The 26,379-nt window shown below is 43.0% G+C and carries 21 protein-coding genes; 4 read left to right on the top strand and 17 right to left on the bottom strand.

Going from position 1 to position 26,379, the window contains the following annotated elements; genetic code table 11:
- Positions 1-94: 94 nt before the first annotated feature.
- The 10 genes from FHS10_RS24600 to FHS10_RS24555 all read right to left on the bottom strand — a co-directional run bounded on the left by FHS10_RS24600 (position 95) and on the right by FHS10_RS24555 (position 11,998).
- Positions 95-1,633, bottom strand: coding sequence for a YifB family Mg chelatase-like AAA ATPase (locus tag FHS10_RS24600; RefSeq protein ID WP_259096235.1), 1,539 nt, complete (start codon positions 1,631-1,633; stop codon positions 95-97).
- A 197-nt stretch (positions 1,634-1,830) separates the two neighbouring features.
- The gene (locus tag FHS10_RS24595; RefSeq protein ID WP_259096234.1) at positions 1,831-2,493 is read right to left on the bottom strand and encodes a hypothetical protein; all 663 of its coding nucleotides are present in this window, start codon (positions 2,491-2,493) and stop codon (positions 1,831-1,833) included.
- Positions 2,494-2,650: 157 nt separating this feature from the next.
- Entirely contained in the window at positions 2,651-3,040 is a 390-nt protein-coding gene (locus FHS10_RS24590) for a hypothetical protein (RefSeq protein WP_259096231.1), read from the bottom strand.
- A 204-nt stretch (positions 3,041-3,244) separates the two neighbouring features.
- Positions 3,245-4,879 (bottom strand): carboxylesterase/lipase family protein, encoded by a 1,635-nt coding sequence (locus FHS10_RS24585; RefSeq protein ID WP_259096228.1) that lies wholly within the window; start codon positions 4,877-4,879, stop codon positions 3,245-3,247.
- Positions 4,880-5,063: 184 nt separating this feature from the next.
- The gene (locus tag FHS10_RS24580; protein WP_259096226.1) at positions 5,064-6,656 is read right to left on the bottom strand and encodes a M1 family metallopeptidase; all 1,593 of its coding nucleotides are present in this window, start codon (positions 6,654-6,656) and stop codon (positions 5,064-5,066) included.
- 86 nt (positions 6,657-6,742) lie between these two features.
- A complete protein-coding gene (locus FHS10_RS24575; protein ID WP_259096223.1) occupies positions 6,743-7,684 on the bottom strand; it encodes a hypothetical protein in 942 nt (313 codons plus the stop codon).
- 88 nt (positions 7,685-7,772) lie between these two features.
- Positions 7,773-8,543, bottom strand: coding sequence for a hypothetical protein (locus FHS10_RS24570; RefSeq protein WP_259096221.1), 771 nt, complete (start codon positions 8,541-8,543; stop codon positions 7,773-7,775).
- A 352-nt stretch (positions 8,544-8,895) separates the two neighbouring features.
- Positions 8,896-10,224, bottom strand: a complete 1,329-nt coding sequence (gene ffh, locus FHS10_RS24565) for a signal recognition particle protein (RefSeq protein WP_259096218.1) — start codon at positions 10,222-10,224, stop codon at positions 8,896-8,898.
- Positions 10,225-10,399: 175 nt separating this feature from the next.
- Positions 10,400-11,416, bottom strand: a complete 1,017-nt coding sequence (locus tag FHS10_RS24560; RefSeq protein ID WP_259096215.1) for a DUF3078 domain-containing protein — start codon at positions 11,414-11,416, stop codon at positions 10,400-10,402.
- Positions 11,417-11,584: 168 nt separating this feature from the next.
- A complete protein-coding gene (locus FHS10_RS24555; RefSeq protein ID WP_259096212.1) occupies positions 11,585-11,998 on the bottom strand; it encodes a DUF1569 domain-containing protein in 414 nt (137 codons plus the stop codon).
- A gap of 135 nt (positions 11,999-12,133) precedes the next feature.
- On the opposite strand from FHS10_RS24555, the gene FHS10_RS24550 reads away from it, so the two are divergent.
- Complete coding sequence (locus tag FHS10_RS24550; protein WP_259096210.1) at positions 12,134-13,312, top strand: metallophosphoesterase; 1,179 nt, start codon at positions 12,134-12,136, stop codon at positions 13,310-13,312.
- A 129-nt stretch (positions 13,313-13,441) separates the two neighbouring features.
- Here FHS10_RS24550 and FHS10_RS24545 read toward each other — a convergent pair whose 3' ends face one another.
- From FHS10_RS24545 to FHS10_RS24535, 3 genes are all read right to left on the bottom strand, one after another.
- Positions 13,442-16,120 carry a DUF5686 and carboxypeptidase-like regulatory domain-containing protein gene (locus FHS10_RS24545; protein ID WP_259096208.1) on the bottom strand — a complete coding sequence of 893 codons (2,679 nt, stop codon included), beginning with the start codon at positions 16,118-16,120 and terminating at the stop codon, positions 13,442-13,444.
- 198 nt (positions 16,121-16,318) lie between these two features.
- Positions 16,319-18,526, bottom strand: coding sequence for a tetratricopeptide repeat-containing sensor histidine kinase (locus tag FHS10_RS24540; protein WP_259096204.1), 2,208 nt, complete (start codon positions 18,524-18,526; stop codon positions 16,319-16,321).
- A 390-nt stretch (positions 18,527-18,916) separates the two neighbouring features.
- A complete protein-coding gene (locus FHS10_RS24535; RefSeq protein WP_259096201.1) occupies positions 18,917-20,371 on the bottom strand; it encodes an RtcB family protein in 1,455 nt (484 codons plus the stop codon).
- Positions 20,372-20,562: 191 nt separating this feature from the next.
- On the opposite strand from FHS10_RS24535, the gene FHS10_RS24530 reads away from it, so the two are divergent.
- From FHS10_RS24530 to FHS10_RS24520, 3 genes are read left to right on the top strand one after another with little or no spacing between them, the layout of a single operon-like run.
- On the top strand, positions 20,563-20,871 hold the full coding sequence (locus tag FHS10_RS24530; protein WP_259096199.1) for a hypothetical protein: 309 nt from the start codon (positions 20,563-20,565) through the stop codon (positions 20,869-20,871).
- Positions 20,872-20,874: 3 nt separating this feature from the next.
- Positions 20,875-21,915: a helix-turn-helix transcriptional regulator gene (locus FHS10_RS24525; RefSeq protein ID WP_259096197.1), complete on the top strand. Its 1,041-nt coding sequence runs from the start codon at positions 20,875-20,877 to the stop codon at positions 21,913-21,915.
- An 11-nt stretch (positions 21,916-21,926) separates the two neighbouring features.
- Positions 21,927-22,091 carry a hypothetical protein gene (locus tag FHS10_RS24520; RefSeq protein WP_259096195.1) on the top strand — a complete coding sequence of 55 codons (165 nt, stop codon included), beginning with the start codon at positions 21,927-21,929 and terminating at the stop codon, positions 22,089-22,091.
- A gap of 321 nt (positions 22,092-22,412) precedes the next feature.
- Here FHS10_RS24520 and ytxJ read toward each other — a convergent pair whose 3' ends face one another.
- The 4 genes from ytxJ to FHS10_RS24500 form a co-directional block, all read right to left on the bottom strand.
- Positions 22,413-22,742 carry a bacillithiol system redox-active protein YtxJ gene (ytxJ, locus tag FHS10_RS24515; protein ID WP_259096193.1) on the bottom strand — a complete coding sequence of 110 codons (330 nt, stop codon included), beginning with the start codon at positions 22,740-22,742 and terminating at the stop codon, positions 22,413-22,415.
- 360 nt (positions 22,743-23,102) lie between these two features.
- Positions 23,103-23,597, bottom strand: a complete 495-nt coding sequence (ribH, locus tag FHS10_RS24510) for a 6,7-dimethyl-8-ribityllumazine synthase (protein ID WP_259096192.1) — start codon at positions 23,595-23,597, stop codon at positions 23,103-23,105.
- A 152-nt stretch (positions 23,598-23,749) separates the two neighbouring features.
- On the bottom strand, positions 23,750-24,427 hold the full coding sequence (locus tag FHS10_RS24505) for a tetratricopeptide repeat protein (protein ID WP_259096189.1): 678 nt from the start codon (positions 24,425-24,427) through the stop codon (positions 23,750-23,752).
- A 272-nt stretch (positions 24,428-24,699) separates the two neighbouring features.
- On the bottom strand, positions 24,700-26,301 hold the full coding sequence (locus FHS10_RS24500) for an aminopeptidase P family protein (protein WP_259096187.1): 1,602 nt from the start codon (positions 26,299-26,301) through the stop codon (positions 24,700-24,702).
- Positions 26,302-26,379: the final 78 nt, after the last annotated feature.

The raw sequence follows: 26,379 nt of genomic DNA, 5'->3' as shown, positions 1-26,379 counted from the left end.
TATTCTAGTTTCTAAAATTCTCCTACAGTTCGAAGTTCAACGGCTGTTCGAGAGCCATGACCTCGAACAACTATGTTTTGAGATTCTGTCTCAACTATCCAGCCCAGCCTTCTCTATCCAAGCTCCTGAAATGTATCGCTTCGGCAAGGTGTTCTAACTTGATATCCTCACTTCCGGCCAGATCGGCAATGGTTCGGGCTACTTTCAGGATGCGGTCATAGGCGCGGGCGCTGAGGCCAAGTTTTTCCATGGCTTTTTTGAGCAGGATTTGACCGGCCGAGTCAATTTTACATAACTCGCGCACCATTTGCGGACTCATCTGGGCATTGGCATGCAGATCGGGCCGGTTGCCAAAGCGTTCTATCTGTACCTCCCGGGCTTTGATCACCCGTTCGCGGATGTTTTCGCTTTTTTCGGCCAGCCTGTCTGAAGATAGTTCGCTGAAGTTAACCGGGGTAACTTCCACATGCAGGTCAATCCTATCCAATAATGGTCCCGAGATCTTGCTCAGGTATTTTTGCACCATGCCCGGCGGGCAGATACAGTCTTTTTCGGGGTGGTTATAATAACCGCAGGGGCAGGGGTTCATGCTGGCCACCAACATAAAGCTTGATGGGTAATCGACCGAAAACTTGGCCCTTGATATAGTAACCCGGCGTTCCTCTAACGGCTGGCGCATTACCTCCAATGCACTGCGTTTAAATTCGGGCAATTCATCCAAAAATAATACGCCGTTATGGGCCAGCGAAATTTCGCCCGGTGCCGGGTTGCTTCCTCCGCCTACCAGGGCAACATCTGAAATGGTATGGTGGGGGCTTCTGAACGGCCGGATAGTAACCAAAGCATCCGCCGCGGCAAGCTTGCCCGCTACAGAATGGATTTTGGTGGTCTCTAATGATTCGTGTAAACTCAGCGGCGGTAAAATAGAGGGCAGCCTGCGGGCCAGCATAGTTTTACCTGCTCCCGGCGGACCAATCAATATCACGTTGTGACCACCGGCCGCTGCAATTTCCAATGCACGTTTAATATTTTCCTGTCCTCGCACATCACTAAAATCGCTATCGTAATTGCAAAGGCTGTCGTAAAACTCTTCGCGGGTATTTACTATTACGGGTTCAAGCTTAATAGTGCCATTGAAAAAGCCAACAACTTCGGTGATATTTTCCACACCATAAACTTCAATGTCGTTTACAATGGCGGCTTCCCGGGCGTTCTGTTTAGGGAGGATAAAACCTTTAAAGCCATCTTTACGCGCTTGTACGGCAATGGGCAAGGCACCTTTAATAGGCTGTAGGCTGCCGTCAAGGGAAAGCTCGCCCATGATGATGTACTTATCCAGGTCGGCGGTTTCTAACTGGCCAGAGGCCGCTAAAACAGCGGTGGCGATGGTAAGGTCATAGGATGATCCTTCTTTTTTGATATCGGCTGGGGCCATGTTTACCACAACCTGCTGGCGCGGCATCCTGAAATTGCAATTTTTAAGTGCCGAATCGATCCTGAAATAGCTTTCTTTGATGGCTACATCTGGCAGGCCCACAATAAAATATTTAGTTCCCGGCGCTATATTCACCTCAACTGTAATCGTGATCGCCTGGATCCCATAAACCGCACTGCCAAAAGTTTTAACCAACACTGTGATAAAGTTTAATCAAAGCGAAAGATAAATAATTTTTTAATCCTAAAAATGCTAATGGCTTATTTAATAACATTTGCTGATATACAATAAGGCTACTGTAACGCAAAGACAGGTATAATGCCCCGGAAATTGAATTTATTAATTGGGAGAAGTATAATGAAGCTAAAAAGGCGCCTCGCGGGCGCCTTTGTCAATTAGTTTTTCTTAAAGCTATTCTGATAACTACTAAAATCACTCCTGAAATCTTTCAGGATATTGTACCAGGAGTGTGCCCAATAATTGCGGAAACCAAAGCCGCGGCTGTCGCCGCTTTTGTATACCGTAAATAACACGGTTTTATCATTCATGTTTACAAAGGTTACCCAGGCACCGGCCGATTTGGCGGCCTTACTCATGCTTTCAACAAAAAACATCATACCAATGCCCTTTTGCCCTTGAAAATCATAGTTTTTAACAAGCTCCTGGATGTCTTTTTCTTTCAGCGTGTTTAAGTCTGATGGCTTTTCGGTAAAAAAGTTTTTGGTAATAGCATTGTTGGCTGTTTCTGTCACCTTTAATGCAAAATGAACACTATCGCGATGTATCGATTTGGCTACATCATAAGTTTTGGGTTCGGTGATGAACAGGTTGGCCCAGGCGGGGATGTACCGGGCAACAAAATCGGAGTTAATAACTTCGCCTTTAAGTTTATATTCCGATTCGATCCCCAGGAATTTCATTTGTGAAAAATCAATTCCCAGCCAGGTAACCGGTACTTTAGGGTTAAAAACATCAGCTTTGGTTTGTGCCGATACTGTTTTTGTACCAATGCAAATAATTAAGGCAATAAGCCAGCTAAATTTTGTGATAGTTTTCATGATCATGGTTAAGCTAAATAATTAAACCGGCAGGTTGAGGCCGGCTCGGTTGCAAAATAACGCACAATTCATGTAATTAGCATACATTTAAAGTAACTTAATAGTTAGTTTACCCGCGCTTAATCACAATAAGGTATTTATTAGGGATTAAAGCCTGTTAAAGGCCGTTTACAAAAAGGAAAAATACGCAGGAAACCACCGCGTAGGCCATCAGCACAAATGACCAGGTCTTTTGGTTGTTTTTGCTCAATTTTTCAAAAGCGATATTCCATTTTTTAAAGCGACCATTGTTAAGCAATATAAAATAGTTAAGCAGCAAAGCGCCGGTAGCACCCAGCAGAATGATGCTGGCCGAAACCTCATTAATATTAAACCACTTTTGGTTTAAGCATAGCTCCACAAACACCATCATATTGGTTAAAAAAAGGATAAGCAGAAAACTCACCCCAAAAAGCGAGTTGAATTTTGGTAAGCCACCTTGTCCGAAATTTTTGGCACTCCACCTGTAAGCTGTTACATAAATGGATTTCATTGCTGCTGAGTTCATGATGCTTGGGTTTAAAGGTTTAAAAATCAAAACAATTACTGTTTTTCTATTGGTTATTTGGTTAATAACGCCACTTGCAAAATATTATTATGCAATATGGCTTAAATAAATCATAAAAACCAAATTTAAATTGGAGCAATAAAGTAATAAATTACAAGCAAGGCCGCTTTAGGGCGGCCTTGCTTGTATAAATACATGTTTTATTTACTTATTCTCGGCGGCCAGTTTTAAAAGTGCTGCGTCGTTGTGGTATTTCACCACAGGTTGATTGTCAAATATCATGGCCGCGCCGTTATCTGCCGTGTAGGCCGGCCAGTTTGGTAAGCCTTTGGCATTGGGGTTACCTGTGCCGGCAAAGTTTACCCAGGCCTGGCTCATTTTGCCAGCCAGGGCATAAGCTTCTTTACCGCCGCCAGTCATTTCCTCGCACCGGGCAATGTTGTTAAACTCAAAACAAATATCAATGCAGTGTACAGATTTGTACATGCCATCATTAACCGGCGATGCCCATGCAAACTGGTACATATAAACCGGGGCCGCACCGGCAACGGCTTTGGCGTTTGCCTGCCTGATTACGCCCGGGCGAAAAGTTGCCAGGTCGATATCCATATAGTCGGATGGTTTTACGGTATTGGGGTATGCCTTTAAAACTTCGGCCATGTAGGTATCGGTTTTATCGCCATAACGTTTTTTGAGCGCGGTTTTAACATCATCTAAACTATAATTACGGATAGCAGGATTGATCAATGATGCCATAAACTCGGTTTTTGTAGACCCTACCAATAAAGGAACATTTTTAGATAGTTCCAGCGCGGCCGCATCGTTTAATTGATAAGGCAAAAACACGCCATCGTTAACCGGCTCCCAGCCCAAGCCGAAACCGGCTATGGGTTTACCCTCGGCTTTTAATTGTGCCGCAACTTTAGGCAGGGCTTTTTTAGCAGCAGCGCTTAAGCGTTCGTAAGAAATGGTTTGCAAAGAATCAACTTGTGAAGGTTGCAGGTTGAGTACTTCCAGCATAGCCGCGCCAATTTTTTTAGATACCTCGTTATCCATAAATTTAGTTTGATAACTGCCGCTTTGTACAATAGCTTTTTGGAAAAGTCCTTTTGCCGATGGTGCCGCCATTAAGGTGGTAACCTTGCCGCCACCACCCGACTGGCCAAAAATGGTCACATTATCCGGGTCGCCGCCAAAGTTGGCTATGTTTTGTTTAACCCATTGCAGGGCCGATACAATATCCATCATCCCCACATTGGCCGATGACTTGTATTTATCGCCATAAGCCGATAGGTTTAAAAAGCCCAGCAGGTTTAAACGGTGATTAATAGATACTACCACCACATCGCCTTTTTTGCTCAAATTTTCGCCGTCATAAGAGGGTAGCTCAATTGCTGAGCCAGCCGAAAAGCCACCGCCGTGCAGCCATACCATTACCGGGCGTTTCTTTTGATCGTTGATACCCGGTGTCCACACATTTAGCTTCAGGCAGTCCTCGCTCATGTATCCCCAGTTGTGCTGAAAGGCAAATTCAATAGGATCATTAACCGTTGTTGTTGGATCGATTGGGCAAACCGCGCCATATACCAGCGACTGACGGATACCCTGCCAGGCCGCCGGCTTTTCTGGCGCCATAAAACGTTTGGCCGTGGCATAAGGGATACCTTTATAGTTAAATGTGCCGTTATGGATGTAGCCACGTACCTGCCCGTTATCGGTACTGGTTACCGCAACACCGTCGCCAGCTACAATGGCGTCGCCGCTTTTACTTTGGCTGTAGCCAAACATGGGCCACAGGCACAGGGCTAATAACCTCAAAAAAATTGAGCTTTTTTTCATGATCTATTGGTTTATTATAATTGGTTTATGATTATCCGAGGGCTGAATAACGATACCAAAACCATGAAATTAAAGAAACAAGCCTATAATTATCATTGTGTAGGTATTACACAATGATAATTATAAAATTTAAAAGTACAAGGGTCCTAACCATTTTATTACAATCTATTTTATTGCACTTCAGTTATTTAGCAACAACCTCAAAAGTAGCCAGTAAATTAACATTAGGATCTATGACTACGGCCTGTGGTTTAGCCTTTACCGGGATCTGTGCTGTAGCGGTTTTGCCTTTAACATTGACGGTGTATAATTGCCCGTCGATATCAACCTCTAACGGAAAATCATAAACATAGCTTTGCTTTTGATCTATGTTGATATTAACCGCACCTTTAGCATCATCAAATTGCCATGAGATAGCCAGATCCGGATGGCCGGCAGTTTTTAGCCATTGTTTAAAAAATGGCTTCAGGTTTTCACCGCTGGTTTGTTCCATCACCAGGCGCAGGTCATCGGTATTGGCATTGCGGCCATTGTATTTGTTGTAGTAGTTGCTTACGCCTTTCCAAAAAATGGCATCGCCAAGCTTGCGTCTTAGCATATGTAAAGCCCAGCCTCCTTTTTGGTAGCTGTTGCCATTAAGCAATTGCATGTAGTTGCCTTTAACCGTGGTATCAACTACAGGCGTAAAGCGTTCCTTTTCAAAATTTAACACCAGTTTTCTATCTGCAATTAAACGCTTTTTCAAGGTATCTACACCGTATTTATTTTCGAGGTACAGGTTGGTCATATACGTGGCAAAGCCTTCGCTTAACCATATGTGCTCAAAGTTTTTCTCGCTTGCGCCATCGCCAAACCATTGGTGGGCTATTTCATGCGCCATCAACTCCTCAATCCCTTTGCTGCTTACCGATTCCTCGAAGTAAAAAATAGCGCTGGCATTCTCCATCCCACCAAAAATAGTTTTGGATTGCACATTGGCGAGCTTCTCGTAGCTGTACGGACCAACCATTTTAATAAAAAACGGTAAGATCTCTTTAGCTATCGCGTAGCTTTTAAACCCCGCCTCTTTATTTTCGGGGAATACATAGGTATAAATAGGGATGCCTGCTACATCGCCGGTATAGTCAACCGCAAAATCGGCTACGCCTATTACCATAACTTTGGTTGGTAAGGCAACATTTTCCTGCCAGTGGGTAAGTTTTAGGCGATTAGGCAACGCTTTTTCTTCCAGCTTTAACCCGTTTGATACTACCTGGTAATGATCTGGCGCGGTTACTATAAAATCAACAGTGGCTTTATCGGCAGGTAAATCAACACAAGGAATCCAGTTGTGCGCCCGGTTAGGCCAGTTATCGCCGAAAAACGTACGGTGGCCAAACTTATTGGTAGATATAATAAGCCCATCAGCTGGGATACCTTCGTAAGTAACTACATAAGTGTGGCGGCTTGGCGCTTTTACCGTGGTGTATATTTTAACCACGTCGCTATCTTGTTCAAACTTTAAATTTTTGCCATTTTCGGTAATAGTTGATACGATCATCCCATTCCCTTTGGCGTTCTTCTTAACCAGATTTAAGCTAAACGACGATGCATCTTTTAAAAACTTTATCGCAACGGTGGCTTCGCCTTTAATGTTGTTATTATCATCATTCAACTGTAGTGCAAAGGTATAGTGCTGCACGTCAATGCCCGCCCCCGGTACCTGGGCTTTGGCAACTATAGCCGTAAATAATAGACAAACACTTAAAAATTTATGAAAAGAGGGGTAAAAACGCATAACGGTCAGTTTAAATGCGAAGTTTATAAAAAACACGCGTATTTAAACTATATGTTAACATTTTTACCGGTAGTGCTCAAAAAAATTTAAAACGTAACACTTGCCCCCATCGAAAACAAGAAGTACAAACCGTTTTTAGAGGAGTTACTCACATAATCAACCTGGTTAAAAGGTTTAATAAGGTACGGCGTAAAAATAAACTGCACTTTATTCATCACATAAGTAACCGGCATCGATCCGCTAAAGGCCAGCAGTTGATATCTTCTTACCTCCTTTTGATTTTCCTGCGTTACTGTTTGGGTAATAATGGTTTGTTTAGGCTGATTAGGGAACAAGATATTGATGGGTGTTTGTTTCTGCGGAGTTTCTACCGACCGGGTAACCTGCGATTCGGTATAATACGTTTGGTAAAACGACTGCGTACCCGCGTAAAGCGTAGCGGTAGGCGTAAATTTTAAGCCATTAAGTTTGGTAGCGCCGGTTTTATAAGCAAAAATTTCTTTAGATAGTTCGGCGGTATTGATAATATCATGTCTATCGTTTTTATCAAAGCGATAACTGCCGCCAACAGTAAACTTTATAATGTTATCCGGGTTGGCATACAGCTGCGCATCTATAGTGGCATCAAATGATGATAAGATGATGGGGCTGCTGCCGGTAATGAAAAACTTGGTAGCCGATACGTTACCGCCATAATATTTTTTACTATCAAACCCAAATACATAACCCGGTGTAACGCTTAAACCTTCGGCACCTGATTTTGATCCGTTAAGGTCAAAGTAACCAATGGCGCTCAGAAAAAAACCATGCTTACTCACCAGGGTAACACTGGGTAATAGCAAGGGCACGCTGCTTTCGTCCCGGCGGCCGGCATACGTAAGGTTTGATATGTATTGCGCGCCTACATTTACAAAAACCTCTTTAACGTGTGGCCTTTTTGTGGTATCGGTTGTGGTTGTTAGTTGTGCAAAGGTATGTATGCTGCTACCCATAATTAGAAGCAGCACGGTAAGTTTAAGTTTATTCATCGGGGTAGTATTAAACTATAGGTAGTGTTTCAAATCAACAAAAGGGCCTTTAAAGGCCCTTTTGTTGATTTGTTATCAAAATAAAATGTTATTGTTTAGCGGCGTTCACTTTGGTTGAACCACTGCCGGATGCACTGATAGCTGCACTTCTTTTACCGGCTTTAACAGTAGTTGCTGATGAACCGCTGTTGCTTAAATTAACGTTGGCGTTTTTAGCTGTTGTAGCCGCGCTACCAGAACCACTTAAACTTTCTTTGCTACTCACATTTACACTTTTGGCAGCATTAATTGCCTTTGAGCCGGTAGCTTTAGCGGCGTGAACAGTAGCCGTTTTTGCTGCTGATGCTTTTACCGCAGCCTCGTTAGCTTTTGCGCTAACATCAGCAGACGCGTTTGAAGCCGCGGTTTTTGTTGCAGATATGCCGCCATTTACAGCGTTAGTAGTATTAGCTGTAGATGCAGAGCCATTTAAACTACCGGAGCCAGATACCTTGGTAGCCACAGACGAACCATCAATAGCCGTATTTGATGCTACATTGGCAGCCGGGTTAACACTTCCGTTTAAAGTTGTAGCCTGGTTTGCTGCTGTTTGCGTATTAACGGCAGCAGCGTTAGTAGTAGCCTGGGTTTGGGCTGCTGTATGCGCAGCTACGTTTTGCGCCTGTGCTGCTGCCTGGTTGCTGATGTTGGTAGTTTGAGCAGCCGCTTTCTGAGCAACAGTTGCCGCATTTACAGATGGCAATGCCGTTTGCGTAACAATTTTAGTTGCGGTTGTAGCACCTAAATTAACCTGGGCCACGCTTGCTTTGGCCGCGAATAAAGCAGCAGTAAATAATACTGGTTTCAATAAATTTTTCATGGTGAATATCTCTAAGTTTAATTTTTAGACTGCTGCCCGATCATTGTTTATTTATGCTGGCAGCATGACATTACACAGACAAAGCCTATGCCACCCGTTTTTTTTATGCTGAATGGACTGAACAGCGAATAGATTCTGTATGATATACTATACAAAACTGCATCGATTTTAATAAAAAAGAGAATAAAATGCCTTTGGAGATAGTGGGGAGAAGTGATACACTGGCTGTATATTTATAATCTCTGCGGGATGTAGCCCGGAAAAATAAAAATGATATACTAAAAAAGCCCCGGCGACAACCGGGAGCTTCATATACTTTATCATATTCCCCCTTCAGGGGGTTAGGGGGCTTCTACATTTTTGGCATCCTGCGCATCATGCTGGCCATTGCTGCGGGGTTGCTCATTTGTTTCATCACCTTTTTCATATCGTCAAATTGCTTCATCAGGCGGTTTACTTCGGCCAAATCGGTACCCGATCCTTTGGCAATGCGGTTGCGCCTGCTTTGGTTGATGGTTTCCGGGTTTGATTTTTCAAACGGGGTCATTGATTGAATGATGGCTTCAATTGCTTTAAACGCGTTGTCATCCACCTCCACATCCTTCATCATTTTGCCAACACCAGGTATCATGCCCATCAGATCTTTCATGTTACCCATTTTTTTGATCTGCTGAATCTGGCTATAAAAGTCATTAAAGTCGAACTTGTTTTTGCGGATCTTCTTCTGTAGCTCGGCAGCCTCCTTTTCGTCAAACTGCTGTTGCGCGCGTTCAACCAGGGATACCACGTCGCCCATACCCAGGATCCTTGATGCCATACGATCGGGGTGGAAAACGTCAAGCGCTTCCATCTTCTCGCCGGTACCAATAAATTTAATAGGCTTGTTAACTACAGATTTGATTGACAAAGCGGCACCACCACGGGTATCACCATCTAATTTGGTTAAAACAACACCGGTAAAGTCAAGGCGATCATTGAAAACCTTCGCGGTATTAACCGCATCCTGGCCGGTCATGGAATCCACCACAAATAAAATCTCGTGTGGCTTTACGGCGCCTTTTACTTTTTCAATTTCCACCATCATGGCTTCATCAATAGCTAAACGACCGGCGGTATCAATAATAACTACGTTATGGCCGTTTTGCTTAGCTAAAGCTATACCCTCAAGAGCGATAGCAACCGGATCTTTTGAATCCCTGTTGGCATAAACCGGTACACCTATCTGCTCGCCCAATACCTGCAGTTGGTCAATAGCCGCAGGGCGGTAAATATCATCGGCAACCAGTAACGGCTTTTTGTTTTTTTGTGTTTTTAAGTAGTTGGCCAATTTACCGGTAAAGGTGGTTTTACCCGCACCGTTCAAGCCAGCAATAAGGATAATAGTTGGCGATGCCTTAAGTTCAAGTTCGGCGGTGGTGCCACCCATTAACTCGGTAAGTTCATCGCTCATGAGCTTGGTAAGTAACTGACCAGGCGATATAGAGGTTAGTACGTTATTACCAAGTGCTTTTTGCCTTACATCATCGGTAAATGCTTTGGCGGTTTTATAGTTTACGTCGGCATCCAGAAGGGCTTTTCTAATTTCCTTCATGGTTTCGGCCACGTTTATTTCTGTAATAGTTCCTTGTCCTTTCAGTACCTTAAAGGCCCTGTCAAGCTTATCCGAAAGATTTTCAAACATTATTATTGTCCTAATTTTGAGGATACAAAGGTATGGTTTTTGGACTTTCGGACAAAGGACTTTCAGACAAAGGACCTTGAACGTTATGATGACTGATTTTTAAATACAAAATATCGAAATTCTGCGCAGAAAATCCTTGGTCTTTTGTCCAAAAGTCTAATAGTCAATTCCCGGGTTACGGGAATCTATATAACATTCCCAACGCCATGCCTTCGGTACCCTGTGCCGCGCTGGCGGTATGCCTGTCATACAATAGAGTGCCGTTGATGGTAACGTTTATTAAACGGTTTACCCGCGCCGATAATACCGCATCTACACGATGGGTAATATATTTAGGTGATTGATTATATGGGATAAATAGCGCGTAACGTGTATTAAGGTGGATGTTTTTGGCAATATCCTTATCAAATAGCGCCACGATCTGGAACGCAAGGTCGTTTTTTACGGTATGATTTTGGCCTACGCCGTAATCATTAACTTTTCTGACACTATCATCAAGCACAAATGTTTGCCTGGCTGTACCTGTACCCAAACGCAGATCAAAATACCCGGTTGGCTTATACTCAAAACCTATTGACTCGGTTAGGTAACCCGGAGCCATAAAATTGGAGATCTCCTGCGAGCTAAACTGTCCGTTGCCCAGGTCATTATAGTTGAACCCCTTATCAAACTGAGATTCGAAGGTTAGCGACCCGAAAAAGTACCAATGCTTGGATAGTTGCGAAGCCAGTTTATTATCAAAATAAATACGGTCGTTGGTTTTACGTTTACCCTGTCCTTTATTTTTTGCTACGCCATAGGTAAGGTTAAGTTCAGATACATAGCTAAATGGTGCTTTGTTATATTCGGTATGATATATAAAGTTTGTACCCAATGCTACGGAGTTTACACCACCGGCGCTATAGTTATTGGTGAATGCTGATTGACTGAAGTTTAAGCCGAATGTAATCGTCTTTTTCCAGTAAATCACCTTGTAGTCAAGCATGGTTACGGGTATCTGCTCGCGCTGAATAGTGATTTGCCTAACCCGGGTAGGGATCGCGTCTTTCCGCGAATCGATGCGGAACTTGTTTACCTGGGCGGTATCAATTTTGATGGTGTCCTTTTTCAGCGAATCGGTTTGCTGGGCGCGTGCCGATATGCTGCAGGCTATCGATGCTATGAAAAGCAGGGCAAGTCTGGTTTTTAACATAGAAACAAAATAAAGCAAAAAAGTTCTCTTATAACGGGATAAATCAAAATTGTTGCATATTGTTTGGAGCGACAAAGGATTTTTAGGATTGAGGAGCAAGGACTTTTGGAGAGGGGGAATCTGGATTTTTGAATAAACTGTAGAATTACAAGACCGATTTTTACTGCCTCATTCGCCCTTCAACAACCCAAATTGGTTAAAATGATGCGTGAAATGTTTGCTGTGCCATATTAGCCATTCGTGATAGTTCATACTGCCAAAGCCCAAATGATCTTCGGTAATGCCGGGTGTTTCAAAATGATGATCAAAAGTATCAAGCTCCTGCATTAGTTGTTCAATGGCTGCCTGCAGGCAGGGATAGGCGTAGCTTGCGGGTAAATCTTCCAATACAATGCCCCTCGGCATTTGCGCGTTGGTATAAACCATTAGCTGTTTTGACCGGTTGGCTTCTTCAGGTGGTAGCCCGCAGGTAAATGTAAGCCTGCCATTGGTGTATTGCACATTGGTTATCAAATGCTCTACCATTTGCTGCGCCTTCATTTTACCCCAAAGCGGCGGTGTTGCCGGTTCAAGCTTTCGCAATAAATTTAGAAGGTTTTGGCGATTGTTTTTTTCAACGAGGTAGGGCATATTGAAGGCTTACTCATCAATTTTACAAAAAAACTTCGGCAACCTTAAAATGTTTTTCATGCTCAATCGTCTGCATGGGTATACAACATGAAAAAACGCGTTCCTTTTATACTGCTTATCATATTTATTGCAGACCCTTATTTTTATCAGGCGGTAAAAACACTAACAACAAACCCGCTAATCTTATCGGCCTATTGGCTGTATGACCTGGCCCTGGTACTTGGCTTAATATTAATTATGCTTAGCCGAAGCCCAACCCGAAACATGCCTAAGCTTATATCCTGGCTTATGGGATTGGTGCTGCTTTCGCTTATTCCCAAGGTAGCAGCTTTACCGGTTTTATTGCTGGAAGATGTTACCCGCCTGTTCCGTGGTTTTCCACCGCGAAGCGAATGGGTAAGCTGGCTGGCAGTTGCCGTGACGGCGGTTCCATTTGTTGGTTTATTATATGGCCTTACCGGCGGCCGCCATTATTACAAGGTGCGTAAGGAGACACTCACCTTTGCCGATTTGCCCGAGGCCTTTGATGGCTTTACCCTTACCCAATTATCTGATATTCACTCGGGAAGCTTTACCAGCAAAGATGGGGTAGAGAAAGGTGTTGCTATTGTGAACGACCAGCAAAGCGACGTGATCCTGTTTACCGGTGACCTGGTCAATAACGAAGCCATAGAAATGGATCCGTGGATTGATACTTTTGCCAGGCTTACGGCCCCGATGGGCAAATTTTCGGTATTGGGCAACCATGATTACGGCGATTATAAACGCTGGGAACATGAGAGTGACAAACAGTTTAATCTGGTTAGGCTGAAAGAAGTACACAAAGAGATTGGTTTTAAATTACTGCTCGACGAGGCGGTTACCATTCAAAAAGGCGACCAATCCATATCGCTCATTGGTGTAGAAAATTGGGGCACGGGTGGCTTTCATCAATATGGCGATCTGCAAAAAGCTACGGCTAAAGTTCCGGGAGATGCATTCAAAGTTTTAATGTCACATGATCCATCTCACTGGGACGCGGTAACCCTTGAGCATGATCAACATATTCACCTAACGTTATCCGGCCACACTCATGGTGCCCAGTTTGGAATCGAATTGTTTGGCTTTAAATGGAGCCCTATCAAGTATATTTACAAGCAGTGGGCCGGGCTGTACCAAAACAGCGGCAAATACCTTTACGTTAACCGTGGCTTTGGGTTCCTGGGCCTTAAAGGCAGGGTGGGTATTTGGCCAGAAATTACGGTGATTGAATTAAAAAGAGGATAGGAGGAATCCATCCATTGTTCTAAAAAAGAGAAAGAAAGTTCGCGCAAAGATCGCTAAGACGCAAGAGAAATAAATATATTACTTTGCGTCCTGGCGATCTTTGCACGATGTAAAAATCGATTTCTTTGCTTAAAAATGCGGCCTTAAACTAAATTTAATACTATAGGCCGATGTACCCGGATGGTCAAGATAATTAAACCTTTTAACCAGGTCTACCCGTAACAGCTTAAAAATGTTGCCTATACCTACACCCGCTTCTACATATGGTGTATTGCCTAAGGCATAAGTGCCATTGGCTCCGTTAACGGCCGCCGGCAACACGTATAAGTTTGGTGAATAAAGTGGATCATTTTCTGCCCGCAATCCGCCATATAATACCTTAAATGATAAAAACTCGCGTAACTTAAGGCGACTAATCAGCGGGATCTTATTCAGAAAAAAGCCGTTAAAACTTTGGGTAATATTAAAGCCCACGTAATGATCGCTCACAAACTCCAGGTAGTGCATCTCGTTATATGCATCAGGATCATAAGCGATTGATTGGTTTGCCGATGCAATATTGAGTAAAGGGAAAGGCACTTTGCCACTTAAATAATTGCCCATCAGCGTAACATCGGCAAAACCTAATTGCGATAGGTAAAAGCGCTTATCAATCCTTCCCGTAAAATTAGTGTAGGCATAATCACCATTCATAAAACCTTTAAAATCATGATCTATCTGTAAGCTAAAAATGGGGTTTTTACTATCTACAATGTGCCGATATTGGGTGCCCTGTAAAATTTGCTCATGAGGGGCATATCGCAGGTTCAAGCCAACTTCGCTTGTGGTTAATCCACCCACTTTGGTGTTAGCGGCATCGTTTAGCTGGTAAACCAAAGTTCCGGCTGCCCGCTGGTTCCAGTTTTTGAAGCTGAGCGTGTATGAAAAATGATTTTCAAACTCGTTTACATAAACAACCGAAAAAATGCGGCTATACACCCAGTAATCCGTTTTACCGCTATGAAATGACGATAGTGCAGCCTGGGCACTGGTATTGGCGTAATTGTAACCGGGTACATTTACATCATATAAATAACCTACTTTAAGGTAGTTATTAGGGTAGCGGTAATACGGGGTTTTGTTGAAGGAGAAGTAAACATTAGGGCTGTATTTGAATTCTTTATCACGCGTGCCATAGGCCGCCCATCCGCCAAAATAAACATTCTCGCTTAATTGTGGCTTGCTGCGGCCGCCTATCTGGAAGCGCGAACCCTCCTGCGTATCATAGGAATAAAGCGAACCTAAGGGCCCTAATTCTACCGGCCCCAAATTGGCATACCCCCCGGTAAGGGTAGCCGCCAGCCAGGTATCACGTTTATAAGCGTGCATGTTTTCCAGCTTATTTATTTTGCCGTAGATCTGCGCCATGCCTGCATTAAGCGTATCGGGCCGGCTATGGCTCCAATAACCGGTATCCTGCTGCCTTGGATTTTGTATTACCTGGAAACTTTTGCCTTTATAGAAACCGGCATCCTGTGGCTGATTTATTATGTAATTGGAGAAAGATACAATCCGTTCGCCATTTATACCAATCCCCTTGGTTTTAAGAATCCCGAAATCGGCTTTTACGTCGCTCTTTTTAATAATGTAGCGCCCGTTTGTAAGTCGCTCAAAATTGAGCTTAACCTGCAGACTTCGCATAAAATTAAGGTTAATAAGCTTGTTTACATTTAACTCGCAACCCTCAACGGCATAATGCCCATCTAAGGTAACCAGTAGCTTTCCCTCAAATAGCAAATCGCCTTTGGCACGTGGGGTAAAGCTTAACTCAACCAGTTTACCTTTGTCGGTTTTGATGGTATCGGTAATAAAAAACTTATAATAATTGGGCGAATGATCTGAAATAGGGCTTAAAAATTGCCTGTTAATAATGAAAATGTTGTTCTCGTAAATATCAATGTTATCGCCATAAAGCCTGTTTACAAAAACATCAAGTCCGGCGGTATCAATAAACTTCATAATGTTGATATCCTTGCGGGCATTCAGTACCTGGATATTTTTTGAAGGCTCCTTACGATAGTAGATATCAGACAGCTTCTCTGTGAAAAATAACGGTAACGATGGCTCCGTTTTACCGTTAACCTTTTGGGTGGTATCTAACAGGAATTTATACTTGGTAAAAAACTTGCTGTCGGTAAACTTTTTCGCCAGGTTAAAGGCCGATAGTATGGTACGCTCGTACTGTTTATATTGGATATAATCAAAGCTTTCTATCCGGTTTTCGGCCTTATGGTCAATAACCTGTTGAATCAACTCCACAGCCGGATTGCCTTTATTGCGATACTTTGCTTTTTTTGTTGAAGTAACGGTAACCTCTTTTAACTGCGTTTGGCTGGTGCGCAGGGTAACGTGCAACTCGTTTGCCTGACCCGGCTTTATAACTTTTGTAAGGGATTGATAACCCACATATGAAAAGGTAATTTTGCTATATAAGCCAGTTCGGCTTAAGTTAAACTGCCCCTGTACGTCTGAACTGGTGCCGCCCGCATTTCCTGTAAATCTTACGCTGATAAATGGCAGTGGTTTGCCGGTAACCGCGTCTTTAATAGTTCCACTCACCTGGGTGGCTGATTGTAATGTTTTATCGGCGTTATTTGTAGCGGTCTTTAAGCTATCGGTTTGTTGCGCAATAGAAAATAAAGGTATCAGCAGGAAAATAAAGAAAATGCTTTCTTTTGGCCGTGATAAACGTGAAATTTTTAAAGACCCCAATAGTCTGTGGCTTTTAACAGCCGGCGATGTGATGAACGCCCTAAAAAGTGGTAACAAATTGAAAATTTATTATTTAAACGAAAAAAGAACTATGTAAGTATTGATATAACCAAAAGCATGTTACTTGCTAAATGTTTTACCCTTTGGTGTAAGATAAGCTTAAATTCTGTAGCGAATATGTTTTTTTGCTTATTTGGCTGTTCCTAAACGTAAAACCGTACATATTTAACAGAACTTTAACATTCGCAGGACCTGTTATGCCAAAACCGGAACTTTCGCATTTTGGGCGAGCGGAAGCGTGAAATAGAAGGAAGTACCAACGCCTTCAATGCTGTTTACCCAAATTTCGCCATTACATTTTTCAACCAGGTCCTTACAAAACAACAGGCCCATGCCTGTACCCGATTCGCTTTTTGTTCCTACCTTACTATCCACCTTGGTTTTAAAAAGCTTGCTGCGCTGTTTGGGCGACATGCCGGTGCCGGTATCTTTTACAATAACCCTAACCTTTTTATCCTGCTCGGCAGCCGAAACTTCGATAATATCGCCGGCCCGCGAAAACTTGATGGCATTGGTGATCAAATTGCGGGTAACTATACGAATAGAGTTTGGATCAGAAAACACCATCAGGTCATCGGGCACATTTTCTATTAGCGTGATACCTTTTAAGGATGCCTGTTCTTTATGGTTCAGCATCTCTGAATTGATCAATTCATTAATACGGAAGTTTTTCACCGAGTTGCCAAAGTTGGCCATCTGGCTGTTTACCCAAAACAACAAGGTATCTAAAAAATCTGATGTGTACTCCAGCTTTTTCAAAGCCGTAGGCAGCATCTCCATAAATTCTTCGTTGGTTAAGCTATCATCTTCCAGCAAGCTAAACATGCCCCGTAAGGTACTTAAAGGCGACCGCAGGTCATGCGCCAAAACAGATATTAGCCGGTCTTTTAAACTGTTAAGTTCGTTTAATTTTATGGTTTGCCCATCCAGATCGGCCTTTTGGGCTATAACCTCCTCATTTTTTTCGGTAAGCTGTGCGTTGATCTTTAGTTGCTTTAGTTTTTGGCGGTAGTATACGCCCACTATAACCAACATGGCCGCTATAACAATACCAAAAATAATGTTTAACAACACCTGCCCGTGGCTGCGCTGCTGATAGATCAACGCATTGGCCTGTTGCTGAATTTGCTGCTGCTTTTGTTTTTCGGCAAAGTTATACTCCAGGTTATAAGAGGTGAATTTTTGCAGGCTCTCGTCCCTTTTTGCCCCAACTTTCATTTTATCAAACTCCGCTTGCGCCAAAAAGGCTTCTTTGTATTTACTTAAACCGCCTAAAGCTTTAATAAGTTGCAGCCGGGCGTTGGAGCGCAAAAGCACGCTTCCTATCTTATCGGCAAGTGTTTTGGCTTGTACAGCATAATCATAGGCCTTTGCACTGTTATTATTGTCGTTATAAAATAAGGCCAGACTGGTTAAACACGCAGCCTGGTTATAATCCAACTGGTTATCAACGCTCATTTTTAGTGCCTGGCTCAGATAGCTTAGTGCCTTATCATTCAGCTTTTTGTACAGGTAGCAAACGCCAAGGTCATTCCATCCAGAACTGATTCCGTCCTTGTCATCCTGTTTCTGGTTTATTTGCTGGGATTCGGTTAAGTATTTTATGGCTTCATCATATCGGTGCTGGGCAATCAAAACCTCGCCTATATTTTGGTAAGCAGTTGCAATACCACCTAATGAATGCCCTTGCTTCCATGTTTTTAAAGCCTTATTGTAATAGTTAAGCGCTTCGGGGTAAATTTCCATGTTTTGTAACATAACCCCGATGTTGTTGTAGTTAGCTGCTATGGCTTTGCTGTTGTTTAGTTGCGTATTGATATTGAGCGCTTTAAAATAATAATCTAAAGCTGTGGTAGGGTAACCAAGGTTATCATACACATTGCCCATGCTTAAATAGGTATGCGCGGTGCCTTGCCGGTCGTGAATTTTTTGCTTGATAGCCAGTGCTTTATTCAAAAAATTTAAAGCTTTATCATAATTACTTGATTGATAATAAAGGTTGCCATAAATTTTATAGCAGTTACTCAGTCCTACAAGATCATTTAAAGGAGTGTACAAAGCAATAGCCTCATCAAGGTTTTTGCCGACTTCGGTGTATTTACCCTGGCTAACGTACACGGTGGCAATAACCAAAAGCGCATCGGCCGTGCCTTTTTGATAGGCTATTTGCTGCGCGTTGCTAATGGCCATCCGGGCATAAATGACGCTGCTATCAGGGTACTGTGCTATATATTCATTAGCCAGTTTGTTTAAATTATTTATAAAAGCGGTATCGGCTGTTTTGTTTTCGGCGATAGATTTTTGCACCGGCGACCTCAGGCTATCCAATCTTAAATTGCGGCTATTACCCAGGCAAAAAACGGGGATCAACATCAACAGGTATAAAGCCCAGGTTTTACGCATATATGAACGTGCAATTTTATTGTAATTGATATTTTAGGACAGCAAAACAAGCTGATGTGCAATTCCTGTTTTATCAAACCACTTGTACGATAAATATATATAAAAGTTTATGAAAATATATCCCTGATAAATCATTACCCTACATATCACTAAATAAAAACGTTGTCATTTCGAACGAACCGGAGTGGGATTGCGCGCCGGAGGTGAGGAGAAATCTTGTACGAGTGACCACTTTCGGTCATCGCTCGCACAAGATTTTTCGCTGCGCTCAAGAGATAGTTTCTCTTTTGCACCCTACTCATTCCCCTCCTTCGCTCTATCGAAATGACATTTTCTTTTAGTTAGGAGATGTGTACATACAAAAGCCTCTTCTTCACAGGGGTGGGGAGGCTAATCCTCCGGCTTTTCACGAGCGTCAGCCATTCTCACAATTCTTGGCTCAAATTTGGCCAACACATCAACCAGGCCGGTTTGGGCGGCCATCACGGTGTGGATATCCTTGTAGGCCATCGGGGCTTCGTCAATATCACTGCCTGTTAAAGTGATTCGTTTTTCAATCAAATTGGCGGCCACTTTTGCCCTATCCAATACCTTAAAAGCCGCGCTCCGGCTCATAGCCCTACCGGCACCATGTGATGCCGAATTGATGGAGGCCGCGTCGCCTTTACCACGCACCACAAAACCGGGGGTACTCATGCTGCCTGGAATAATCCCCAATACACCTTTGCCGGCAGGGGTGGCGCCTTTGCGGTGTACCATCACTTCGGTATCATCGGCCAGTTGTTCGCGCCAGGCAAAGTTGTGGTGGTTTTCTATCATGGTTAGCGGCTTAATGTTAAGCGCGCGGGCTATTTTATTATGGATCTCATGGTGGTTGGCACTGGCGTATTCACCGGCCAGGTTCATGGCAATCCAGTATTCCTGCCCTTCCTCCATATCCAGGTCAAGCCAGGCTAAATGTTTAGCTTCCGCAGGCAGTTTGGTTTTGCTCATGGCAATTTTAGCGTAATGATCGGCAATGCTTCCGCCAAAACCACGCGAGCCGGAGTGGGATAACAGAGCCAGGTAATTACCTGCCGGGATGCCTTCTAAAGCGCCGTCGGCAATGCTTAGCTCGCCCCACTCTACAAAATGGTTTCCGGTACCACTGGTACCCAACTGCGCATATGCTTTATCCCTCAAACTACGGATCATTTTTGTTTCGCCCCAGGTGCGGCTATCAAACAATGAGCTATCAAAATGTTCCTTGCTGGTACAGCCTATCCCGAAATGGGTATGCTCACCCAATATGGTCTTTAGTTTATCTGTGTCAGTATCAATCATTACGGCAGGCAAATCAAAAACGCTTAAACACATCCGGCAGGCAATATCAACCCCAACTGCAAAGGGGATAATGGTATTGGCTGTTGTGGCCAGTACACCACCAATTGGCAAACCGTATCCCTGGTGGGCATCGGGCATAAGGGCGCCCGCGACAGCTATCGGCAACTTGATGGCTGTTTTCATCTGTGCTAAGGCGCCCACTTCAATATGCTCCAGGCCCCATACCGGGAAATCGGCTATCTCGGTTTTAAGGGCGAAATTGGTGCGCGGCTGCTTTAAAAAGTGCCCATCTTTACGCAGGTTGATAATAGTTTCGGCCAGGTTTTTAAACTTGCCTCCCTTTTTCATGGCATAGGGCATCGGGTCGTCAATTAAAGCTTCCAGGTTGGCAAGGATCTCGATACGATCCATTACACCGTGCTTTAACAAACCGTTAGCTACCCGGCTAAAGCTTTCTAATATTTTTACATCGTTAACACCTAATGAAGTGATGTCCTTATTGCTGATTTTTAAATGTTCCATTGTTTCGGCCCCTCTAAATCTCCCCCGGTAGGGGAGACTTTTTCTTTTGTTTGATTATTATTAAAAGCCCTTCCTTCCGGGGAGGGTTGGGTGGGGCTCTTTCGACAGTACAAAGTAATAAAGCTCCTGCGCAATGTATTTGCGCAGTAAAAAATAATTTAATAATTTCAGCTATTAAATTTAAACCCTGAATGGAACCAAATACCACCCTGCAAAATCAACCGGTTTTACAATACTGTATGCTTATTATAGAAGGTCGTTTTTTGAGCAGCAAAAAGAAAGTTTACGTAGATTTTGGCGATCAGAATGATGAAATTATTCCATCCAACTACGCTGTAATTACCGAAACGGCAAAAGTACGCGATTTTGTTACCATCATTGATGCTTTAAACTACATGGCCTCTATCGGCTGGGAAGTAGTGCATTTAACCCCATTTGAAACAGATCAGGATGGTGGCACTTTTGAAAACTTCAGGTATTTAATGAAAAGAAGCCGTTAAACCATGCCCGTAAACCGCAATGCCCTCATCCGCTACCGTACCATTGATAACTGTCTGCAAAACCGCTATAAAAAGTGGACATTGGATGATTTGATCGACGCTTGCTCTGATGCCCTTTATGAATTTGAAGGGATTGATACCGGCGTAAGCCGCCGTACGGTACAGGCCGATATTGAAATGATGCGCAGCAATAAGTTGGGTTACGAAGCCCCTATTGTGGTGGTTGATAAAAAGTATTACACCTATAGTGAAAAAGGTTACAGTATTACCAATAGCCCGCTTAACCAGCAGGATTTGCAGGTGTTAGGTGAGGTATCCGCTTTGTTGAAACAGTTTAAAGGCTTTGGTCATTTTACCGATCTGAATGAAATGGTGAGCAAGCTGGAGGATAAAATTTACAGCCAGAAAACCCATAGCATTCCCGTTATTGATTTTGAAAAGAATGATAACCTGAAAGGCCTGGAGTGGATAGAGGTGATCCGCAAGGCTATTGTGGCAAAAAAGGTCATCTGCATCACCTATCAATCCTTCAAAGCCCGTGAGGCCAGTACCTTTTGCTTTAGCGGCTACCTGCTGAAGGAATATCGTAACCGTTGGTTTGTGCTGGGTAAATCGCACGCACGTAATTCGCCATTGTTAACGCTGGCGCTTGACCGGATCAAAACTATTGAGCAACATGAAGATGCATACCGTGAAAACACACAAATAGACCTGGCTACTTATTATGATGATGTGTTAGGCGTAACCAAAAGCCCGGGCCAGCATAGTGCCGAAGTTATTTTTTGGGTAGATAGTGCCAATGCCCCTTATGTTGTTACCAAACCACTGCACCATACGCAAAAAATATTAAAAGAACAGGAAGACGGGACAGTCTTCAGCATCCGGGTGATCCTTAACTTTGAACTGGAACGTGAATTGCTGGGTTTTGGCGGCAAAATGCGGGTATTAGGTCCGCGAATACTGGTCACCCAGATCAAAAAACAGCTGATAAAAACGCTCGATAATTACGATGCGGTGGGGATTGACAGCCGCCACGGTGGATAAATAATAAGATGATGGCAAACTCAAAACAGATCAGGCCGGAATGGGTGCCTTCGGCATACCAGGAAAAAGATGAGGCCTTGAAGAAGCAGGTTATTGTTAAGATGGACGGGGAGAATGGCCTTGTAAAAAAAGGTTTGAATAGACCATTGCGAAGGATGACAAAGCACGGGCGTTAATATAGACGGGAGGCTGTTCTGGTAGCCCGAAGTTGGAAATGACAACAAAAAAAAGTTTGATTGCTTCGTTCTTACACATGACAAGTTATAAAAATGGAAGTCATCCTGAACTTGTTTCAGGACCCCACAGGACAGGTTTCCCGCATGATGTTTACTTAGCGAGTGGGGTGCTGAAACAAGTTCAGCATGACATTGTGGTTCAAGTTGCTTTGTCATTTCCACTTTCACAGTCCCCGGATTTCACAACTCGAAATGGCATATAGTTATAACAAAAAAGGCGCTTAACGCGCCTTTTTTGTTATAACTATATCTTTTAAATTATTAACTCAAAACACTCAGTGCTTCCTCAACAGAAATTGCGCCGTGCGATTGGTCTAATACACACTCACCATCTTTAATCAGCAATAACTGCGGTGATTCGTGGTGGACATCGAACAATTGTGCTGTCATACCCGATAAGTCACGGTATTTGATCAGGTCTAAAAAGTAAAGGTGCATATCTTTGGGCAGGTCTTCCCAATCCAGTTCAAAACGCCTTTTGGCCATCATACTGATGGAGCAACGTGTACTATGTTTAAAAATGAGGCTATATCCCTCGTTGTTCTTGATCTCGTTTAATTGATCTGCCGACTCCAGCGCTATCCAGTTCATAAAATTATATCTTAAAAAAAGAGTCAAGAATTAAGAGTCAAGAATCAAGAAAAGAATGAAAGCACTCTTCAAGTTTCTAACTGTACTCGTTCTTAAGCTCGCCATTACTACATTAAGTTTTTGTCTTGAATCTTGATTCTTGTATCTTGACTCTCACAGCAATTATAACACAAAAACTGTTTAAAGTGTTTAAGAGACAATAAAAATGACAATTGCCTGTTAGCGACCGCTCTTAGGATAAGATCCGTAAGCCGGGCATAATTTGTTTGAGCATGATGATATGCTGCCAACTGCTAAAGCTATAATAGCTATGTAAATTAATTTTTTCATTGTTTTAACGCTATGGTATTTTAACGCAGGTTAGTCCTTTAAAGTTTCGGCAAGCGCGGCCATTTTTATGGCAGTAATTGCGGCTTCATCGCCTTTATTGCCATGTTTGCCACCTGCACGGTCAATAGCTTGTTGTTGGTTATCAGTTGTTAATACACCAAATATAACAGGTTTTGCGTATTTTATGGCAACATTGCTTACGCCGTTTGCCACCGCGTTACAAATAAAATCAAAATGGCGGGTTTCGCCCTGTATTACACAGCCTAAGCAAATCACCGCATCCAGCTTACCTGTTTTTAAAAGTAAATCGGCACCGGATGTTAGTTCAAAGCTGCCAGGTACGGTGTAGCTAACAATATTATCGACTAAAGCACCATTAACAATAAGGCTGTTATAAGCACCCTGGTACAGTGCGTTGGTAATTTCGGCGTTCCACTCGGCAACAACTATCCCAAAGCGGTAAGGCGCTGCAGAAGGTATGGTAGTATGCGAAAAATCAGAAAGGTTTTTAAGTTGTGAAGCCATCGTTGTATTTCGGATTTGAGATGTTCGAATTCGGATTTATTATTTTCTATTTGATTAAACGGATCTCCTATAAACAAAAAATCGATTTCGGATTTAAAGGCTTAGCAAGTCAATAAATCCGAAATCGAAATTCCGACATCCGAAATCAAGAATTATAATTTTGCTTCGGCACGGGCGATGTACTCATCGATATTTTGTGCTTCGGCGCTTTCAGGGTATTCGGTTTTTATTCTTTTGTATGCCTCGCTGGCAGATTTATTGTCTTTAGTTTCCTCGTAAACCAAGCCTAATTTTTTAAGGTAAAGCGGCGAAAGGAATTTGTTTTTTGCCTTATCAACAGCTTTGTTAAAATAGGTTACCGCATTGCTGTAGTCTTTCAATTCAACATAAGCATCACCTATGCCACCAAAGGCCTCGGCAGCAATCATGATATCGTCACCGCGGTAGCTGGTAAGGTCATCAATAGCTTTACGGTATTCGCCTTTGTTTAAATAAGCGGTACCTAAATAAAAGTAAGCAAGGTTTGCTGCTTTAGTATTGCCATAATCAGAAATGATCTTTTCAAAACCCGGGTAGCTGGCATCGCCTTTAATTGCTTTATCCCAATCTTTTTGTGCCCAAAAATCCTGTGCCCTGTACATTTGGTTGGCTGCTTTAGTTTCAAGCGGACCAAGGTAAACTTTAAGGTATAATAAGTAAATTACGATAAGGGCCACTACGGCTCCACCGATAAAGATTAAGCTTTTTTGATTCTCGCGCACGAAGCTGCCGCTCTTTCCAAAATTAGTTTCTGGCGTAGCAACTTTGGTATTCGCCTGGGTTTTTGACATTGTTATAACAAAATTAAGTTTGCAAAGTTACAGTTTTCAACATTTCTGGCAATAGCTTATTTATTTTAATTATATGCTGATGTTTTTAGTATCATTTATAGTATCAGGTAGTTAGTATCAAGTATCAAGATGGGTTACAAATTGCCGAAACAATTTGCAGTGTTAATCAACTCTCCTTAAATTAAGGTATCCGTAGAAAAGCAACCTTAAAACAAAAAGACACGGATATGCACCCATGCCTTTTTGAATTTTGAATTTTTATTTTTGACTTATTACTTCCCGTCAAAGATGCTTTTCTCCGCAGCCATTTTTTCAACGTCCTGCCATTTGCGCGGAGCATCGGCCGATAGGTTTGTGCATTTGTCTTTGCCTATCACCACATCATCCTCTATCCGCACGCCTATATTCCACCATTTTTTATCGCAGGGGCTACCAGCCGGGATGTATATGCCAGGTTCAACCGTAATCACCATACCTTCCTGCAAATTGCCCCCGTATTCGCCTTTATCATGCACATCAAGGCCCATGTGATGCGATACTCCGTGCGGATAATAGGTGCGCAACTCTTTAGCATCTTTAATAATGCCCAATTTAATAAGACCGGCCGTTAATACTTCCACCGTTTTTTGCTCTAATGATGCATATTTAACGCCTTGCTTACAAAGTTTAAATACTTCTTCCTGGGCATCATAAACCAACTGGTAAATGGCTTTCTGGTTTTCAGTAAACTTGCCGGTGGCCGGTACTGTGCGGGTAACATCGGCCGAGTAGCCGTGATATTCAGTACCTACATCCATTAGCACCAATTGGTTATCAACTTTGGGTACATTGTTTTCTTCGTAATGTAAAATGCAGCCGTTGGCACCTGCTCCAACAATTGGCGGGTAGCCCTCATCTTCGGCACCATATTTTTTGTGTATATACATAAAAATGCCTTCCAGCTCCTGCTCGCCACTGGTAGGTTTAATGGCACGCATTACTTCGGCATGCGCTAATGACGAGATCTGTACCGCTTTACCAATCAATGCCAGCTCTTCGGGCGTTTTGATGCCTCTTAAAGCGGTGGTGTACGTTGCAAAAGCGCCCGTTGCGCCATAGGCCAATTTTATTTTAGCCTTAACATCCATCAGCGTTGCCGAATCGGGTTTATTAACCAACTCCTGTATCAACGTGTTGCTTTTATAGGCATCGCCATCTAAACGTGGCTTAATATAAGCCATCAATCTTGTAAGGTTAGCCGGCATAGCACGCTGGCTGATGAGTGTAAGATCAGCCATCAGGCCTTTATCAACCTCTGGTACATTAACTTTGGCTTTAAAGGTTTTAACCAGTTGGGCCAGGCCTTCATCGCTACCAATAGCATCGGGCATTTCATCATAGATCACCGTACTAAACTTTTTAAAATCAAGCGGGAACTTTGCAAAATCCTCGCCGTTGTACACTCGTTTAAAGCCAAGGCGTGTTTTTGCACCTTCCACACCAAGCCGCCTGCCTGTCCATTGTTCCTGGCCTGCATCGCGCTTGCGTACAAACAGGACTTCGTTGTAGGTACTGTCGCCTGTGCCTTGGTTTTCTTTAAATATCAGCAGCATGGCATCGGCCTCCTTATAGCCCGAAAAATAATACATGTCGGGGTTTTGGTGATAAACGTAGTTTACATCTTTAGAGAAAACACGCTCGGGGTATGAAAATATCACAGCTACAGAATTGGCCGGCATTAAATTACGGAGAGCCTGCCGCCTGCCGGCGTGAAACTCTTGGCTTAAATAGTCTTTAGGTAAGTTATCGGGGTAGGTGGCCGGTTGTGCAACAGCAATGGCTGCGCTAAGGCACATGGCACAGGCAGCTAAGAAAGCTTTATTAAATAGTTTCATGATGAAAGTTTTGAGGTCAAACCAAGATACAATTATATTAAATAAAAATGGGGGTTGAGTTGAAAAAGCACCGCTTAA

Source organism: Mucilaginibacter dorajii (assembly GCF_024808255.1).
Taxonomy (GTDB): domain Bacteria; phylum Bacteroidota; class Bacteroidia; order Sphingobacteriales; family Sphingobacteriaceae; genus Mucilaginibacter; species Mucilaginibacter dorajii.
Note: the sequence above shows the minus strand (reverse complement) of the source record. Positions and strands in the feature narration are given on the sequence as shown.